Annotated in this window: 16 protein-coding genes and 1 riboswitch; of the genes, 5 read left to right on the top strand and 11 right to left on the bottom strand. The window is 62.2% G+C overall.

Annotated features, from left to right (window positions below):
• Positions 1–8: 8 nt before the first annotated feature.
• From sucD to GRI34_RS05690, 5 genes are all read right to left on the bottom strand, one after another.
• Positions 9–899 carry a succinate--CoA ligase subunit alpha gene (gene sucD / locus GRI34_RS05710; protein ID WP_160595130.1) on the bottom strand — a complete coding sequence of 297 codons (891 nt, stop codon included), beginning with the start codon at positions 897–899 and terminating at the stop codon, positions 9–11.
• Positions 896–1,810 carry a hypothetical protein gene (locus GRI34_RS05705; RefSeq protein WP_160595129.1) on the bottom strand — a complete coding sequence of 305 codons (915 nt, stop codon included), beginning with the start codon at positions 1,808–1,810 and terminating at the stop codon, positions 896–898. The genes sucD and GRI34_RS05705 overlap by 4 nt, the downstream gene beginning before the upstream one ends.
• Positions 1,811–1,833: 23 nt before the next feature.
• Positions 1,834–2,796, bottom strand: a complete 963-nt coding sequence (gene mdh, locus GRI34_RS05700) for a malate dehydrogenase (RefSeq protein ID WP_160595128.1) — start codon at positions 2,794–2,796, stop codon at positions 1,834–1,836.
• 292 nt (positions 2,797–3,088) lie between these two features.
• Positions 3,089–3,421 carry a hypothetical protein gene (locus GRI34_RS05695; RefSeq protein ID WP_160595127.1) on the bottom strand — a complete coding sequence of 111 codons (333 nt, stop codon included), beginning with the start codon at positions 3,419–3,421 and terminating at the stop codon, positions 3,089–3,091.
• 121 nt (positions 3,422–3,542) lie between these two features.
• Positions 3,543–4,613 carry a cell wall hydrolase gene (locus tag GRI34_RS05690; protein ID WP_160595126.1) on the bottom strand — a complete coding sequence of 357 codons (1,071 nt, stop codon included), beginning with the start codon at positions 4,611–4,613 and terminating at the stop codon, positions 3,543–3,545.
• An 81-nt stretch (positions 4,614–4,694) separates the two neighbouring features.
• Positions 4,695–4,888, top strand: a riboswitch (cobalamin riboswitch).
• A 91-nt stretch (positions 4,889–4,979) separates the two neighbouring features.
• On the opposite strand from GRI34_RS05690, the gene GRI34_RS05685 reads away from it, so the two are divergent.
• Genes GRI34_RS05685 through GRI34_RS05665 form a run of 5 tightly spaced genes read left to right on the top strand, consistent with a single transcriptional unit; the run spans position 4,980 to position 9,745 of the window.
• Positions 4,980–6,926, top strand: coding sequence for a TonB-dependent receptor plug domain-containing protein (locus GRI34_RS05685; protein WP_325065188.1), 1,947 nt, complete (start codon positions 4,980–4,982; stop codon positions 6,924–6,926).
• The gene (locus tag GRI34_RS05680; RefSeq protein ID WP_160595125.1) at positions 6,923–7,735 is read left to right on the top strand and encodes an ABC transporter substrate-binding protein; all 813 of its coding nucleotides are present in this window, start codon (positions 6,923–6,925) and stop codon (positions 7,733–7,735) included. Before GRI34_RS05685 ends, GRI34_RS05680 begins: the two co-directional genes overlap by 4 nt.
• A 17-nt stretch (positions 7,736–7,752) precedes the next feature.
• Entirely contained in the window at positions 7,753–8,685 is a 933-nt protein-coding gene (locus GRI34_RS05675; RefSeq protein ID WP_160596403.1) for a FecCD family ABC transporter permease, read from the top strand.
• Positions 8,682–9,410, top strand: a complete 729-nt coding sequence (locus GRI34_RS05670) for an ABC transporter ATP-binding protein (RefSeq protein WP_199800119.1) — start codon at positions 8,682–8,684, stop codon at positions 9,408–9,410. Before GRI34_RS05675 ends, GRI34_RS05670 begins: the two co-directional genes overlap by 4 nt.
• Positions 9,411–9,424: 14 nt before the next feature.
• Positions 9,425–9,745 carry a GCN5-related N-acetyltransferase gene (locus GRI34_RS05665; protein ID WP_160595124.1) on the top strand — a complete coding sequence of 107 codons (321 nt, stop codon included), beginning with the start codon at positions 9,425–9,427 and terminating at the stop codon, positions 9,743–9,745.
• Between the two features lie 19 nt (positions 9,746–9,764).
• Here GRI34_RS05665 and GRI34_RS05660 read toward each other — a convergent pair whose 3' ends face one another.
• The 6 genes from GRI34_RS05660 to GRI34_RS05635 all read right to left on the bottom strand — a co-directional run bounded on the left by GRI34_RS05660 (position 9,765) and on the right by GRI34_RS05635 (position 16,748).
• Entirely contained in the window at positions 9,765–12,017 is a 2,253-nt protein-coding gene (locus tag GRI34_RS05660; protein ID WP_160595123.1) for a M3 family metallopeptidase, read from the bottom strand.
• 145 nt (positions 12,018–12,162) lie between these two features.
• A complete protein-coding gene (locus GRI34_RS05655; protein ID WP_160595122.1) occupies positions 12,163–12,699 on the bottom strand; it encodes a hypothetical protein in 537 nt (178 codons plus the stop codon).
• A gap of 101 nt (positions 12,700–12,800) precedes the next feature.
• Complete coding sequence (gene thpR, locus GRI34_RS05650) at positions 12,801–13,346, bottom strand: RNA 2',3'-cyclic phosphodiesterase (protein WP_160595121.1); 546 nt, start codon at positions 13,344–13,346, stop codon at positions 12,801–12,803.
• 24 nt (positions 13,347–13,370) lie between these two features.
• On the bottom strand, positions 13,371–14,540 hold the full coding sequence (locus GRI34_RS13415) for a GGDEF domain-containing protein (protein ID WP_160595120.1): 1,170 nt from the start codon (positions 14,538–14,540) through the stop codon (positions 13,371–13,373).
• A gap of 125 nt (positions 14,541–14,665) precedes the next feature.
• Positions 14,666–15,580, bottom strand: coding sequence for a lysozyme (locus GRI34_RS05640; protein ID WP_234028156.1), 915 nt, complete (start codon positions 15,578–15,580; stop codon positions 14,666–14,668).
• Positions 15,581–15,767: 187 nt separating this feature from the next.
• Entirely contained in the window at positions 15,768–16,748 is a 981-nt protein-coding gene (locus GRI34_RS05635; RefSeq protein WP_160595119.1) for a hypothetical protein, read from the bottom strand.
• Positions 16,749–16,786 lie beyond the last annotated feature (38 nt).

The raw sequence follows: 16,786 nt of genomic DNA, 5'->3' as shown, positions 1-16,786 counted from the left end.
ACCAAAGATCAGGCGAGTTCCTTCAGCATCGCGTCGAGCGTGGTGCCAAGTTCGCTGGGCGAGGGCGAAACGCGGATGCCCGCATCTTCCATCGCCGCGATCTTGTCGTCCGCGCCACCCTGGCCGCCCGAAACGATAGCACCGGCATGGCCCATACGGCGGCCCGGAGGCGCCGTGCGGCCTGCGATGAAGCCGACCATGGGCTTCTTGCGGCCCTTGGCAGCTTCCTGCTTGATGAACTCGGCCGCCTCTTCTTCCGCGCTGCCGCCGATTTCGCCGATCATGATGATCGACTTGGTTTCGTCGTCGTCGAGGAAGAGGTCGAGCACGTCGATAAAATTGGTGCCGTTGACCGGATCGCCGCCGATGCCGACTGCCGTGGTCTGGCCGAGGCCGACCATGGTGGTCTGGTGCACGGCTTCATAGGTCAGCGTGCCCGAACGCGAGACCACGCCGACGCTGCCCTTCTTGAAGATGGAGCCGGGCATGATGCCGATCTTGCATTCTTCAGGGGTCAGCACACCTGGGCAGTTCGGGCCGATCAGGCGCGAGTTCGAGCCGGTGAGGGCAGCCTTGACCTTGACCATGTCGAGCACAGGGATGCCTTCGGTGATGGCGACGATCAGTTCCATCTCGGCATCGATCGCCTCAAGGATAGCGTCGGCTGCGAACGGCGGCGGGACGTAGATGCACGAAGCCGTCGCGCCGGTTTCGGCCTTGGCTTCCCGCACCGTGTTGAACTGCGGCAGGCCGATGTGGTCGGTGCCACCTTTACCGGGCGTGACGCCTGCTACCATCTTGGTGCCGTAATCAAGCGCCTGCTGGGTGTGGAAGGTGCCGGTGTTGCCAGTCATCCCCTGGGTGATGACCTTGGTGTTCTTGTCGACGAGGATGCTCATTCGGTTTCTCCCACGTAGGAAACAGGTATCTGGAAAGCGAACGCCCCCGACTGGTTGGCACGTTCGAAAGTCATGAGGCGCAAAGAGCGACCGTCATGGCTCCAATTCAATTTGTCGTCATCGGCGCTCGGGGTTCCGAATTTGCCGGTCAGGGCGGCGCGCAGGTTCTCTGCGGTCTCTTTGCTCTCGAGACGTCCGGAGACGCGGCAATCCTTGAAGTCGTCACCGGTTGCCCGCGACGAAACGATGGCTGCGTTCTCCGCGCTTTCGAACATGACGATACCCAGCGAGCCATCCGAATCCTTACGGCGGAATTCGGTCCGTTTGCTCCAGCCAGCCGGTGCGAGTGCATCAGCTTCGAGGCGTGTCGCGCCCGTCGCGGCTACGCATGCATCGACAGCCGCCAGGATATCATCCGTGCCAACCATCGGAATGGTCGAAATGACGAAACGCACGCTCGGCGCGCTGCGCTCGCCGGTCGGCTCGACGCGCATGTTGTAGTCGTCCAGCTCCCAGGTATAGCCGTATCCGTCCTGACCGGTCGGCATGCCGGTGGTCTGCGAAATTTCCTGAAGCAGGGGCATGTAAGCGCTGGTTTCTTCGAGGCGCGCCTGCACCACGCATTCACGGTTGCGCAGTTCTTCCCGGGTCAGAACGACATAGGCACGGTTGCCCAACTTCTCATAGATGCCGCGCACCTTGCGGGTGCGGCGACGTTCGCCGCGCACTTCAGCCGTATGCCAGTCTGAATCTTCGAGAAGGTCGCGATGCATCCAGACGGGCGTCGATATCGACTTGCACATCTCGATAGCTTCGAGAATGTCCGGCGCCCCTGCGGGCTTCATCTGCGCCGCTGCGGGACTTGCAAATGCCAGCAGTGGCAGGGCTGAAAGGAGTGCGATCCGCTTCATGAGAAGTCTCCGTTCCTGCCAGCTTATGCCAGCGAGCTGTCGAGGCCCTTGCAGGCTTCGAGCAGTTCTTCGACCGCATCGGTAGAGACCTTGAGGTTGCTCTTCTCTTCGTCCGACAGTTCGATCTCGATCACTTCTTCCGTGCCGCCGGCGCCGATCATGGTGGGCACGCCGACATAGAGGCCGTCGAGGCCGTATTTGCCTTCGACATAGCTGGCGCAGGGCAGGATACGCTTCTGGTCGCCGAGATAGGCTTCGGCCATCGCGATCGCGCTGGTGGCCGGGGCGTAATAGGCCGAGCCGTTGCCGAGCAGGCCAACGATTTCGCCGCCGCCCTTGCGGGTGCGGTCGACGATTTCATCGATGCGGCTTTCCGAAACGCCCTTGATCTTGGCGAAGTCGTTGACCGGGATGCCGTTGATCGTGGTGTAGCTGGTGACGGGGACCATGGTGTCGCCGTGGCCGCCGAGGACGAAGGCGTTCACGTCCTTCACCGAAACGTCGAATTCCCAGGCGAGGAAGGTAGCGAAGCGCGCGCTGTCGAGTACGCCGGCCATGCCGACGACCTTGTTGTGCGGCAGGCCGCTGAATTCGCGCAGCGCCCAGACCATCGCGTCCAGCGGGTTGGTGATGCAGATAACGAAAGCGTCCGGGCAGTTGTTCTTGATGCCTTCGCCGACCGCCTTCATCACCTTGAGGTTGATGCCGAGCAGGTCGTCGCGGCTCATGCCGGGCTTGCGGGGAACGCCTGCGGTGACGATGACAACATCTGCACCGGCGATATCGGCATAGTCGTTCGAGCCGGTGATCTTCGCGTCGAAACCTTCGATCGGGCCGCACTGGCTGAGGTCGAGTGCCTTACCCTGCGGCATGCCTTCGGCGATGTCGAACAGGACGATGTCGCCCATTTCCTTCTTCGCAGCGAGGTGGGCGAGGGTGCCGCCAATCATGCCGGAGCCGATGAGCGCGATCTTCTTGCGTGCCATAGGGTGAGTGCGTCCTTCAAACAGCGCGGGACGAAATTGCCTGGACCGCTATGGCGCGTGGAGTCCCGCGTGGGTACGCGCGCCCGGTGTTCGAAGGGCGACCTAGGCCCCGGAGCATAGGAATGCAACCGGCAAAAGGTCGCATGCGACAACTATCTTTGCAAATAGTTCGCAGTAGCAATAACGGCAGTTTTCCGCGGGGAGGTGACAAAGAAATGGCCGCGCGGCTTTCAGGTTCCGCGCGGCCAGTACTTTTGCCGTCGCCCCATTCAGGTGAGGCGAAGCGACAGGCTCAACCTATCAGCGGCGCATCCTGCGAGATGAGCGCGCGCTCGAATTCGCTGGCTTCCCGGGCATCCAGTGTGCGGCAGATGCCAGCCCAGTGTTCGCGATCACCGACATTGTCAGCTTCATGCGCGACACGTGCTAGGCGATGTGCTTCCTTTGCGGCGCCCATCCCGTGTTCCGCGAAATGCATCAACGCATCGCGCAGGCTCTCCATCGGGAAGGGTTCACCGACCGGATAATCATTGTCGTTTACCGCAATCCCCGGCGACGGCTTAGCGAGTATGCGCGCAACGGGGGAGCGCGCGGCTGAGCGCGCGGCGGCAAAATGAACTGGCATGAACGCGATCCTCCTGTGCTGCCGCGGGTCTATCTACCCTCGCGGCCCGGCTTCGGGAGACGGTATAAGCGGCAGCCGCTAAACTTCGGTTCCGCGGTATGCTTGAAAAGAAGTTAAATGCCTATTCCGCTGTCTTTTTTCGCGCGCCGGGCTCCCTGATCCACCGCCCACTGTTGCGATATTCAGGCTTCACGTCGCCGGACTGCGGAGAGCCGACCACCTCTGCGGCGCTGGTCTCGCCGACCTTGGGTTCGGGCGCGATGGTCGCTCCGATCACGGGATCTGCGGGAGGAGGGGGCACGCTGCCCAATGCTGCCTGCGAGGGCAGGGGCGAAGCGCTCGACGTATTCGGCAAGGCCAGCGGTTCTCCGCCCGCATAGGCCCCCGAAAATGCGGCTGCGCGGCCTGCGCTGCCCTTCCAGCGATAGAAACGGTGCGCGCCGATCGAGCCGATCAGGTCGAGGCTGCTCGCCCAGTACGGATTGACGGCGTGGGTGTGATAATGGGTCGCGAGGCCGACCGCTTGGAATACATGCCCCGACAAGGCGGCGAGGGCCACCGATTGCGCTCTGGCCCAGCCGGCGCGCGATGGCTGGCGATTGAGTGAGCCGTCACAGGTGAAGGTGAACTGGCAACCGGTCTTGCGCTCCGACCCCTGGAATACGACCCCGCAGATACTTGCCGGATAGGCGGGGTGCGAGACCCGGTTGAGGACGACTTGCGCGACGGCTTCCTGCCCCGCCTGGCTTTCGCTGGCGGCTTCGTAATAGACGGCCATGGACAGGCACCGAAGCGCGCGTGCCTTGTCGATCCCGCTCCCCGCGCTCTGGAAGGCCCGTGCGGTGGCAGCCGCTCCGAAGCGTTCGGTAAAGCGTTCGGTATCGAGGTTGCCTTCGGACACGCGAAGCTCGGCAAGGTCGATCACCTGTTCGGGCGGCTGGTCGAGATAATAGAATGCCGAGCCCGGAAAGCTCTGGCCTGCAATCTCGAACGGCATGGGCTGGACCGGCGGCTCGCCCTGCGCGATGCCCATGGCCTTGGCAAAGCCGGGCCATGCACCCTGCGCAGCAGCCGTGGGCAGGGCGATTGCAAGGATCACCACTGCCACCCGCCGCAGCATCTGGCGGCGCGAGCGGGCCTGCGCCTCGCGCGCAGCCCTCCTGCTCGACACTGGTGTATCCCGATGCTGCATGACGCGCTCCATACCGCAGGATCGCATAGCGGGGAAAGGTTAATAGCAAGGCACTTGCCCGCCCTGCGAACCCACCCTATTGGCGCGGTTATTGGTACGGGTTGTCCGCGAAGGCGGACCTAAGAGGGAACGGGGTGAGGAAGCCCCGGCTGCCCCCGCAACTGTGACCGGGGAGCGATCCCGCCAGATGCCACTGCCCCCTTGCGGGGGTGGGAAGGCGGCGGGAAAGCGTTGATCCGGCGAGCCAGGAGACCTGCCTGTACCAGTCGTTCGGCCACGGGCGGGGTGCACCGATGGCAAACGCGGATGGAAGCGATCCTGCTCCCTCCCGTCATGAGCGGCAGTTCGTTCATGATAGGAGGTTTCGTGTATAAATACCTGTTTCTGATTACTGTTTCCACTTTCCCGGCCGCCGCTGCTGCGCAATCGGCAAGCGAGGACGCGCTGGCGGAAATCATCGCTGCACAAGATGCCGAACAGGCAAAGGAAGTCGATGACCAAGCGCACTACGGTACCCGCATAGAGCGCGAGTGGCCCGAACCGATCGTAATCGCTGACATGCTGGTCCCTCAGATCACGGTGACCGCTAATGGTCTTTCCACCGCCATCGAGAACACGGGACAGGCGGTCACGATTATCGAGCGCGACGAGATCGAAAGCGTGCAAGGCGGCGACGCAACGCGCGTGTTGCAAAGGACACCCGGCCTCTCCTTCTCGCGCAATGGCGGGGTCGGCGGTTTCACCGGCGTCAACATTCGCGGTGCCAGTGCCGACCAGGTCCTGGTGCTGGTCGACGGCGTCAGGGTGGCCGATCCGGCCGCGCCGGGTGGCGGCTTCGATTTCGGCAACCAGCTCACCGGAATGGCGGGTAAGTTCGATATCCTGAGGGGGTCAAACTCGACCATCTGGGGAAGCGAGGCGATCGGCGGTGTCATGGACATCTCCACCCGCGCCGAAACGGGTATGAAGGGTACGCTGGAGTATGGTGCGCGCGAGACCTTCCGGGCGAATGTCGCGACCGGGGTAAGCGGTGAAAAAGCCTATGTCGGGCTCAATGGGTCATGGTTCACGAGCGACGGTTTTTCCGCCGCCGCGAATGGCACCGAGGCGGACGGTTTCCAGCAGTTTGCAATCGGAGGTGTCGGCTTCCTCGACCTGACCGACAGTCTGGAAATTTTCACCCACCTCAACTGGAGCGAGGGAAAGCTCGACATAGACGGCTTCCCGCCTCCCTCATTCGCCCTGGCCGATACCCTGGAAACGCAGGAAACGCGCCGCCACTGGGGCGACATCGGCCTTGCGTACTACGGCAATGATTTGACCTTGCGCGCAGCCTACAGCCTCTCGGGCACCGAGCGCGACAATCTCGGTGAGGACGGCGGTGTCACCTTCGGCAGCAAGGGCAAGTCCGAGCGCGTGCAGCTGCGCGGCGAATACCGCCTTCTGGGCGGGCTCAGCTTCGCTTTCGGCGGAGAGAAGGAATGGACCGAGTTCGAGACGAATTTCGACGCTCCTGCCGAGACGGGCATTGCGGGTTTCTACGGTCAGCTCGGCTGGGTGATGGGCCGCCTTGCCATCCATGTCGGCGGACGGATCGACGATCATGAGCAATTCGGCACGTCGACCAGCTTTGGCGGCGATGTCAGCTATGGTTTCGGCGACGATTGGCGCGTGCGGGCCAGCCTTGGCGAAGGGTTTAAGGCGCCGACGCTATACCAATTGCTGTCCTTCTACGGGAATACCGAGCTCGAACCGGAGGAGAGCACCAGTTTCGACATCGGCATCGAGCGTGGTCGCCGCGATCTCGGCCTGTACCTCGCGCTGACTGGCTTTCGGCGCGACAGCGATAATCTGATCGGCTTTGCCTTCACGCCCGACCGGCCGTTCGGCGTTTACCAGAACACCGACCGCGCCCGCGCGCAGGGCATCGAGGCGGAAGCGGGTTTCGATGTGACGAACTCGCTCCGCCTGTCGGGTGTATACGCGCTGGTGGATGCAGAGGATCGCGGGAGCGGTCTCGAGCTCGCACGCAGGCCGCAGCATTTCGGCACCCTGTTCGCCGATTGGGAAAGCGGTTTCGGGTTGAAGCTGGGCGCCGACCTGCGCTTCTCGGGCTCGTCCTTCGACAACGCGGCGAACACCGTGGAACTCGACGGATACGAGATCCTCGATCTTAGGGCCGCGTTCGATATCGGCGAGAGCCTGGAACTGTTCGGGCGGGTCGAGAACGTGTTCGATACCGATTACCGCCTCGTATCCGGCTATCAGACGCCGGGCAGAGGCGCGTTCGTCGGGCTAAGGGCGCAGATGTGAAGCGCATCGCGCCCACCTTGTTCCTGTTCCTGGCCGCCTGTTCGGGCGGCCAGGAGCTAGGGGACCATGGCGGCGAAAAGCCCAAGCTCGTCAGCCTGAACCCTTGCACGGACGCGATCCTTGCGGAGGTCACCGATCCCGAACAGCTGCTGGCAATCTCGCACTATAGCAAGGACCCGCGCGCGAGTTCGATGGAGCCGGAGGTTGCGGCACGATATGCCTCGACGGGCGGCACGGTGGAGGAAATCCTCGCCCTTGAACCCGACATTGTCGTGGCCTCGACTTTCATCGCCCCTGCAACGCGGGCGGCGCTTGATGATCTGGGGATGAGGGTCGAAACCTTCGGCAGCGTTGCGAGCGTGGAGGAAAGCATCGAGCAGGTGCGCCAACTTGCGCGCCTGACGGGCAATCCCGCGAGCGGAGAATCCCTGGTCGCTTCGATCGAGCGCGCGCTTACGGGTGCTGTTGCCGACGGCAGGCCGGTCGAAGCCGCCCTATGGCAACCCTCGGGCATTGTCCCGGGTGAGGGCGCGCTCATCAGCGATCTGCTGCGGCGGACGGGCTTCGAAAGCTACAGCGCTGCCAGGGGAATGGCGCAGGCGGACTACCTCGCGCTGGAACAAGTCGTCGCCGACCCTCCCGAAGTCTTGCTGATAGCGGGCAGCGAGGCGGGGCAGCGCCATCCTGTCCTGTCCGGCCTGCTGCAGATGCGTCGCGAGAATTTCAACACGAGCCTCCTCTATTGCGGCGGCCCGACGATCATCCGTGCTGCGGAACGGCTGGCGCAAATCCGGCAGGACGTGTCGTGAATCGCGCCGTCCTCGTCATGGCCGCACTGCTGGCGATTGCCTTACCGCTATCGCTGCTTGCGGGAAGGGTGTGGATCGACCCGGCAACCACGCCCAACGCCGCCCTCATCCTTGGCGAGCTCCGCCTGCCGCGTGCCGTGCTGGCAATCGTAGTGGGAGCGGGGCTTGGGTCGGCCGGCGCGGCCATGCAGGGATACCTTCGCAATCCGCTGGCCGATCCCGGCCTGTTTGGCATCGCGCCTGGTGCGGCGCTGGGCGCGGTCACGGCTCTCTTCTTCGGCTTCACCGCGAGCGCGTGGCTGCTGCCGCTCTTCGCGCTGGTCGGTGCGGGCGGGGCGATGGCGCTGCTCGCCCTGATTGCCGGGCGCACCGGGGGCATCGCCCTGTTCACGCTGGCTGGCCTCATGGTGGCGAGCCTCGCGGGCGCGCTGACTGCACTGGCTATCTCCATGTCTCCTAATGCCTTTGCTATGAGCGAGATCGTGCTGTGGCTGAACGGCGCGCTGACCGACCGCAGCTGGCGCGAGGTGTGGCTTGCCGGGCCGATGGTCTTGCTCGGCATGGTATTACTGATGCGCGCAGGTGCGGGCCTCGATGCGCTGACCTTGGGAGAGCCGGTTGCACGCTCGCTTGGTGTCGATACCAACCGGCTGTTGTGGCTCCTGATCCTTGGCGTCGGCCTCACTGTGGGAGCGGGTGTCGCGGTTGCAGGCATTATCGGCTTCGTCGGGCTCATCGTCCCCCATCTCGTGCGGCCGCTTACGGATCGGCGGCCTTCGCAGCTAATCCTGCCGAGCGCGCTGGCGGGCGCCTTGCTGGTGCTTGTTGCGGATAGCGTGGTGCGCATCCTCCCGCTGGTCACCGAACTGCGGCTGGGCATTGCATTGAGCCTGCTCGGTGCGCCCTTCTTCCTGTGGCTGCTGCTGCGCATGCGGAAGGGGCTGGCATGATGCTGGAAGCACGCGACCTCGTGCTTGAGGACAGGCTCGCCCATGTCAGCCTGAGCCTGCGGCCCGGGGAAATCACCGCGATCTGCGGCCCCAACGGGGCGGGCAAGTCGAGCCTTCTCGAAGCGTTGGCGGGACTTCTCGACGTCGATTCCGGCGCTATCGGGCTCGGCGACAGGGACCTTGTGTCCTACCAGCCGCGCGAGCGTGCACAGGCAATCGGCTATCTGCCGCAGGAGCATACCGTATCCTGGGACGTGCCGGTCCGCCGGCTCGTCGAATTGGGCCGGATGCCGCATGGCGACAAGCGCACCGAGCCAGTAGAGGCCGCGTTGCGGGCACTCGACGTAGAGCATCTGGCCGACCGTCGTGCGCAATCATTGTCCGGCGGGGAGACAGCGCGTGTCCTGCTGGCCCGCGTGCTTGCGGGAGAGCCGCAATGGATTCTCGCCGACGAACCGCTGGCTGCGCTCGACATCGGGCACCAGCTGGCCCTGCTCAAACACCTGCGCCGAGCCGCCGACAGCGGCATCGGCGTGGTTCTGGTGCTGCATGACCTGTCCCATGCCATGAACCATGCGGACCGCGTGATCGTGCTGGACGAAGGGACACTGGCGGCGGACGATGAGCCGCACCGCGCGCTTGCCGCCGAGGTGGTAGAGCGCGTCTGGCAAACGCAGGTCGAATGGATCGAGCGCGGCGGTCGCATGGCACTCATGCCGCTGTGACCCGTTGACCGGCCATGGCTGCCGATCATCTAGTCCAGCGCTGGTTCGCCCTGACGCGCGAGGAACTGCCTGCACTTTCCGGCGCGCGCGAGTGGCCGGTACATCTCGACCACTGCTTCCAGCGCATCCTGCTCGACAATGCCACGGGCGGCCCCTGGCGTGAAACTATCGCTTCGCCTGCTTATCGCAATGCGACCGATGAACAGCTGGGGCTGGCGATTGCCCTTGGCGAACAGGCCATTGCCGGGGCGCTGGACATGGACCAGCTCAACGACAAGTCACTCGCATGGCGGGGCAAAAGAAAAGGCCGGACCAAACGGCCCGGCCTTTGCTGATTTACGCTGACGATCAGCCTTAGTTGACGGCAGAACCCGGAAGCTTGCCGTCCGACACTTCGCTGTCCGCTGCTTCGTCACCGGCGACAAGGCCGCGCGCTTCGAGCATCGGGGTCACATCGGGTGCCCGGCCAGCGAAGTTCTGGAACATCTGGAAGTAATCCATCGTCCCGCCGCGGCTGAGCACGGTTGCGCGATAGTGATCGCCGTTCTCACGCGTGAGGCCGCCGTTCTCGATGAACCACTTGCGGCTGTCGCGATCGAGCATCTCGGTCCACAGATAGCTGTAATAGCCGGCGGAATAACCCGCGGGCGAGCTGAAGATGTGGCTGAAATAGGTGCTGCGATAACGCGGCGGCACGAGGTCGATCTCGAGGCCGAGTTCTTCCAGCGAGCGACGCTCGAACGCGTCGACCTTTTCCGGCGTATCGATAGCGGCTGCTTCGGCAGGCGACAGCGCGCTCCACTTCATGTCGAGCAGGGCGGCTTCGACGACTTCGCCGAAATCATAGCCTTGGTTGAACTTTGCAGCGGCTTCGATCTTCTCGATCATCTCGTCGGGAATGGTCTCGCCGGTTTCGTAGTGCTTGGCGTAGTTCGACAGCACGCTCGGCCAGGTGGCCCACATCTCGTGGACCTGGCTGGGATATTCCACGAAGTCGCGCGCCGTGGCGGTGCCCGACAGGCTTTCATACCGCTGGTCGGCGAAGAAGCCGTGCAGCGCGTGGCCGAATTCGTGGAAGGTGGTGTTCACCCAGTCGAAGCTGACCAGCTGGACTTCGCCTGCCGGTGCCTTCGGGATGTTGAGCACGTTGTAGATCACCGGCTTGGTGCCATACAAATGGCTCTGCTCCACGAAGTTGCTCATCCAAGCGCCGCCACGCTTGGACGGGCGCTGGAACGGGTCGAAATAGAAGATGCCCAGTTCGCGGCCGTCGCGGTCGAAGACGGTGTAGGTCGTCACGTCCGGGTGATAGACAGGCAGGTCGGTGCGCTTCTGGAAGGTTAGGCCGTAAAGCTTTTCGGCCATGTAGAACACGCCGTCCTCGAGCACCTTGTCGAGCACGAAGTATTCCATCACCGCATCTTCATCGAGGTCGAACTGTTCGGCCTTGATGCGGTTGGCATAGCGATACCAGTCCCACGGCTTCACTTCGTAGTCGCCGCCGTCGGCAGCGATTGCGGCGGTCAGCAGGGCCGCTTCACGGCGCTGGGTCGCGGCAAGGGCAGGGACCATCTGTTCCATGAAATCGAGCGCGGTCTTCGGCTTTTCGGCCATGCGATCCCACATGGCGTAGCTGGCCCAGTCGGCTTCACCGAACAGGGCGGCCTTGTCGGCGCGCAGCTTGGCGATCTTGGCAATCAGCATGCGCGTGTCGACATCGGTCGTCCCGTCGGCGCGGTGATAGCTCGCCATGAACAGCTTTTCGCGGGCAGCGCGGTTTTCCATGCTCGGCAGCAGCGGCTGCTGCGTCGTGTTCTGGAGCGCGATGGCATATTTGCCGTCAAAGCCCTTTTCGGTGGCCAGATCGGCAGCGGACTTGATGTCGTTGTCCGACAGACCGGCGAGCTCTTCACGGGTGTCGAAGATGACCGGCTGGTCGCTCATCGCGGCGCGGGCTGCCTGGCTGAATTCGGTCGTCAGCGTCGAGAGCTGCGAGTTGATCGCCTTGACCTGCTCGCGCTCGGCATCGCTCAGCAGCGCGCCGGCATGGACCATGGTATCGTAGGTGGTCTCGAGCAGCTTGGCGTCTTCCACCGTCATCGTCATCGCGGCGCGGTTGTCATAGACGGCCTTGACGCGGGCAAAGAGTGCGGGGTCGAGCGTGATCGAGTCATAATGCTCGGTCAGCTTGGGGCTGATCTCTGTGTTGATTTCGTCAAGGCGATCGGTCGTATTCGAACCGGTCAGGGCAAAAAACACCGTGTTGATGCGGCCCAGCATGCTGCCGGCCTTTTCGATAGCGACGATGGTGTTTTCGAAATTCGGGGCGGCCGGGTTATTCTTGATCGCCTCGATCTCGGCCTTGTGGATCATCATCGCCTGCTCGTAAGCGGGGAGATAATCGTCTTCGGAGATCTTGGTGAAGTCCGGCGCGTAAAGCGGCAGATCGCTGCGTTCGGCAAAATAGCCGGTGCCGGCGGGAATATCCGGATTGTACGCCTGGGCTTCCTTCAGTTCTGCCAAGGGATCACCTTCTTCGGTGTTGATGGTAACGCAGCCGCCAAGCAGGGCTGCGGCGGCGGTGGTGGCCAAAATCTGGGCCTTCATGGTCTCTCCAATAATCGGCGAAAAGCGAATGGACATTTGTGCATCCGCAATATGGTTTCGTTTGCGACAATGGCGCATGAACAGGAATTGCAGGCGAAGTGCAAGTTTCGCGCGTCGAACGGCAAATGCCGGTCTGCGGAGGCGCTTAGTCGAGTGGCTTGCCCTGACCCCGCTCGGCCTGATCCTTCGCAGCCTCAGCCGCTTCCTCCAGCGCCTGGCGGTTCACCGTGACGATGCGGGGCTTGCCTCCGGTGCCGTCGACAACCAGCCATAGAGAACCGAGTTCGAAATACGCGCCCTGGTCCTTGTCGACCGTCATTTGCGACAGGTCGAGATCGCGCAGGACCGCGACCATGCGCTGGTCGAACACCTCATCGAACAGGGCGTCGATCTGGTCTTCGGTCAGCTCCTGCCGCTCGCCCTCGGCGTCGATATAGAGAAGTGGCAGGCCAACTTGTTCGAGAAGGCGCGCCTTGTCGCCGCTCTGGGCAGCATCGCGCAAGGTTTCGATGGCGGCTTCGAACTGGCTCGGACTTGTTCCGGTAGCGCAGGAGATCGCACCGCCGTTGACGGCGTCGTTTGCCCGGTCGAACTCGATGTCCGGATCTTCCTGTTCCGACCAGACCAGCAAAAGGCAATTCTCGGCAGGATCCGCACGGGCTTCTTGTTCGACTATTTGCATCAGGGGCTCGCGCTGGTCATCCGGAACGAGAATATCCGAAGGAGCCGGGGAGCATGCCGCAAGGGCGGTCGTGAGGCCGATCGTCGGGAAAAGGTGGGCTTTTAAGTGCATTTGCGCGCAGGATAGCGGACAATAGGGGTGTAGATCGACCCCTCGGGATGCAATTCGCTCTCGTACAGGACGAATTCCTGCACGGTCCATGGCTCAAGGCGCAAGGTGCTTGTAGCGGACAGAAATGCGTTGGCGGGTCCGCTTGCGGAATTCAGCCGGGCGAGAGTGATATGGGGGAGAAACTTGCGACCCTCAGCTTCGAAACCGACGGCCTGGCACATCCTTTCGACCTTGCGTTGTAGGCGGATGAGCGCCTCGCTTTGCTCGACTCCTGCCCACAGGGCCCGGAGGTGGCCTTTTCTTTCGAAAAAACCGGTGCTTGAAACAGTAAGGTCGAATGGTTGGAAGTCGATCGAGCCCAGCTGTTCGGCGAGGTCGTCAGCCTGGTGTGTCTCGACATCGCCGATGTAGCGTAACGTCAAATGCAGTTGTTCGTCATCTTGCCAGCGCGCCTCATCCACGCCTTGCATGCGGTCGATGAGTTGGTCCCGATGGCTGGCTGGCGGACGCAGTCCGACGAACAGGCGATGGCTCATGGAGTAATCCGGGTCAGAGCCGTATCAGCGGTTGACCTGGCGCACGCGATTGCGGCCTTCGGTCTTGGCATCGTACATTGCGGCATCTGCTCGCCTCAGGCTCTCGTCAATGGTGCTGCCAAGCGTGTGCGGCCCCATGCCGATGGAGGCGCTGGTCGCGCCGCTCGGCAGGCCGAGCACCTCGTGCAGCGATGCAAGCCCTTCTCGTAGGTCTTCAGCGAATATCAGGGCCTCGTGAGGGTTTTCTTCATCGAGGAACACGCAAAATTCTTCGCCACCCAGGCGCGCCGCGAAATGATGCCCATCGCCGTAAACGCGAAGGGCGTCGCGCATCAGCTTGCTCGCTTCGATCAACGCCTTGTCGCCCATATCGTGGCCGTAATTGTCGTTGATTTTCTTGAAGTGATCCAAATCCACCAGCAACAGGTGCGCGATCGGGTTGGTCTGGCCATCCACAAGCCCGTATTCGAAGAGAGCGCGGCGATTGTAGAGGCCTGTCAACGGATCATGCTTGGCCAGGAATTCCGCCTGCGCCAAGGCATCGGCAAGGTCTTCGTTGAGGCGCCGGTTTTCCACCAGCATGTCGGCGGAAACGCTCCGCTGCTGGGCGGATGCAAAGGCGAACATGGAAACTCCGATAACCAGTGCGGTCGTCCCGATTCCGTAGGTAATGAGGGCATCACCGGCGAAAAAATAAAGGCCGACAAACAGCGTCAGCAGGAAGCCAAGCAAGAACGCAAACGTTTGTTGCCTCAGCGTTGCGGTCATCGTCACGATAAGTCCCACGCCGGTGATTGTCCCTGCCGCGATCACGAGGCGAAGAGGTTCGTCCAGCGGCTTCGAAAGCGACGGCAGGAGCAGGTAGGCCCAGCTCATCCCCCCAAAAAACAGCATCACGGTAAGGATTCTCAACGCCGGATCGAGTGAATGGCCGGTGTCGATCTGACGGCGCAGATGGTTGTAGGAAAGATGCGCTCCGGTCAGGGACAATACGCGCATCAGCAAAGGAAAAAGATAGGCCGAGGGATTGCGCAGAAACAAGACGGCTACGGCAATTGCGACGACGGCGAGGACATTGGCGTAAAAAGCACGATCTTCGGTGATCAAGACCGATCTCACGGTCTCTCGCCAGCTTTCTTGCAGCCAATCTGCGTCCCGTTCGGGTGCGACCGAAAACCCAGTTGCCGTCTTCACGCGGCTGTCCCCTGTTACCTCACCTTCAACCCGTGTGTGTGAGGCCTCATGAACGCTTTATGACACAAACCGGAAACTTACAATATTGCGTCGAAGGCGGGGGTTATTGTTATCAATGAAAACGCTCAACTGTCCCTGGGGTTATCGTAGCTCGCGTCCATAAACATCTGCGCTCTGCGTTCGGACCTGAATTCAAGACCGCGAGCAACCTTGCCGGCCGCGTGGGTATAATCGAGTTCTGCGGCGATCTGCTCATAATCGCCAGCTTCGATAGCAGCGTTGAGTCTCGGGCTTTTGCTTTCGGAGACGTTCCCTAGGCCCACATTGTAGACGAGATCGAGCAGCGCATCGAATTCGTGCTGGTAAAGGGGAAGGTCGCCCACGAGGATACGCACGCCGCGCTCCGCGGTTTGCAAATCCTTTTCCAGGAGGGACAATACGCGTTCTTCCGAGATACGGTCGCCGACCCGCAGGTTGTCTTCCGGCGTAATCAAATGGCCCACGCCGACGGTAGGATAGCCTGCGACATCGCGATAGACTGTGTAGCGGACCCCTTCTTCTTCGATAAGCGCCTGCTTGAAGTCATCGCTCGCCTTCATCAGGGCTGCAGGTTTGCGGACGTCCTGCTCTTCAGCACTCATCACATAGGTTGCAGCAGACTGAGGCTTACTGCGCGAATTCTGTGTCGGTGGTCCGGTAAAGGCTGCAAGGCCGACTGCGCCAGCACCCATCATCAACGTCGCTCGCTTGCGCGAAGACATCCTGGGTTTGACGTTGAACACCTGCTGCGCCGCCTGGCGTGCACGCTTGAGGTCGCGGCGGTGACGGCGATGCTGCTTTATACGCTTGAGGAGCTTGCGTGCGCGCTTCTGCTCACCCGCGTGGGGTGTTGCGATCCAGTTCTCGCTGTCGAGGGGGCGATCGAGTTCGCGCATGATTGCGCGGATGCGTTCGTCCTGAAGCGAACCGGATATGGGCGCAGGTCGCAAGCGGTCGGGTGACGGTGCGACCCGGTCCTTTTGCTCGACTTCCTGCTTCATTGCTTTTCTATTCCCGTGAATTCCGTATCTGAAACCCTTCGCTCGAAAGCGGAAGGCATGGCCGATCTGCGGCCTGTCTTACCCAATCAACGGATCAACTGGTTGAATGGGTCCACGCTTCACCGCGCCTGGCGCTCGCTTGGAGGGGTGGTCCATATCGGGGGAGCGACCAAAAAATAACAGAGTTTCAGCTATTTATGGGAATAGGAGGCGGGGGAGGCGGTTCCACCTCTCCCGGTGGGGGTGGCGGCAGTTTTGGAGGATTCATGACACTTTCAAGCGTCTGCATATCTAGCCTGCTGCCCTTGTCGCTCGTCCCGACGATCAGGGTTATCCTGTTCTTTCCTATACGGATTACCGCAGGGCTGTCAGAGAGGACACCCATCACGAGACTTCTGCCGTTGTCCGTATTCCGCGCAAGAGCGTCACACCGGGTTTTCGCTCCATCCCGATTCCTTAGACGGCCGTCTGCAGTCCATTCGATCTCGATCGAGGTGCCAGGGCATTCCGACCATTCGATATTGCCGGCAGCGATGGTGACCACACCTGCATTCTCGCCGATGCCGAAGCCCGAATGGCCCCACCCGTCGTAAGTAGACGCCATTTGCGGCACCCATTTGCCCGTTACGAAATCGCGGTCGGGGATATTGGCCAACCGCCAGGCTTCCGGCTCTACCAATACGAGTTCCGTAGCCCCGCTCTTCAACAGCAGTCGACTTTCTCCAACCCGGTTCACGGTAGGATTTGTACCGAAGAAGCCGAAGAACCTGCCGTCGCGGCCTTCCCATTCGGCGGGACACCCCATCAACGTCTGGATGCGCGAACCATCGCCGGCCTCCCGAAGAATCCCATCTTCGCCCAGCGTTGCCGGATTACTGGAGTGATTGCAGCCGACCGAATAGGCCAGCCCGTCGGCATTGACCTGGACATAGGCACTGCGCCAGCCGACTCCTTCGCGCCAGTCCGGCGAAAATTCCTCAAAGCGTTCGACCAGCCAGAACCCCTTGATTGCGCCGAGCGAGGTCACTGGCGCGCCGATCTCGAGCGCGGGTGCCGCAGCCTCGGAGGTCGTTAATTCGCTTTCGGAGGGCGGCGCATCGCTGCACCCGGCAAGGCAAGTTGCTGAAAGGAAGGCGCTTATCGAAAGGAGTGTGCGTGGGATGGTCATGCCTAGAAAACTCGCGTGGCTGCCATCCGGGTCCCAGC

It is taken from the genome of Qipengyuania aquimaris, from assembly GCF_009827445.1.
GTDB lineage: Bacteria > Pseudomonadota > Alphaproteobacteria > Sphingomonadales > Sphingomonadaceae > Qipengyuania > Qipengyuania aquimaris.
Note: the sequence above shows the minus strand (reverse complement) of the source record. Positions and strands in the feature narration are given on the sequence as shown.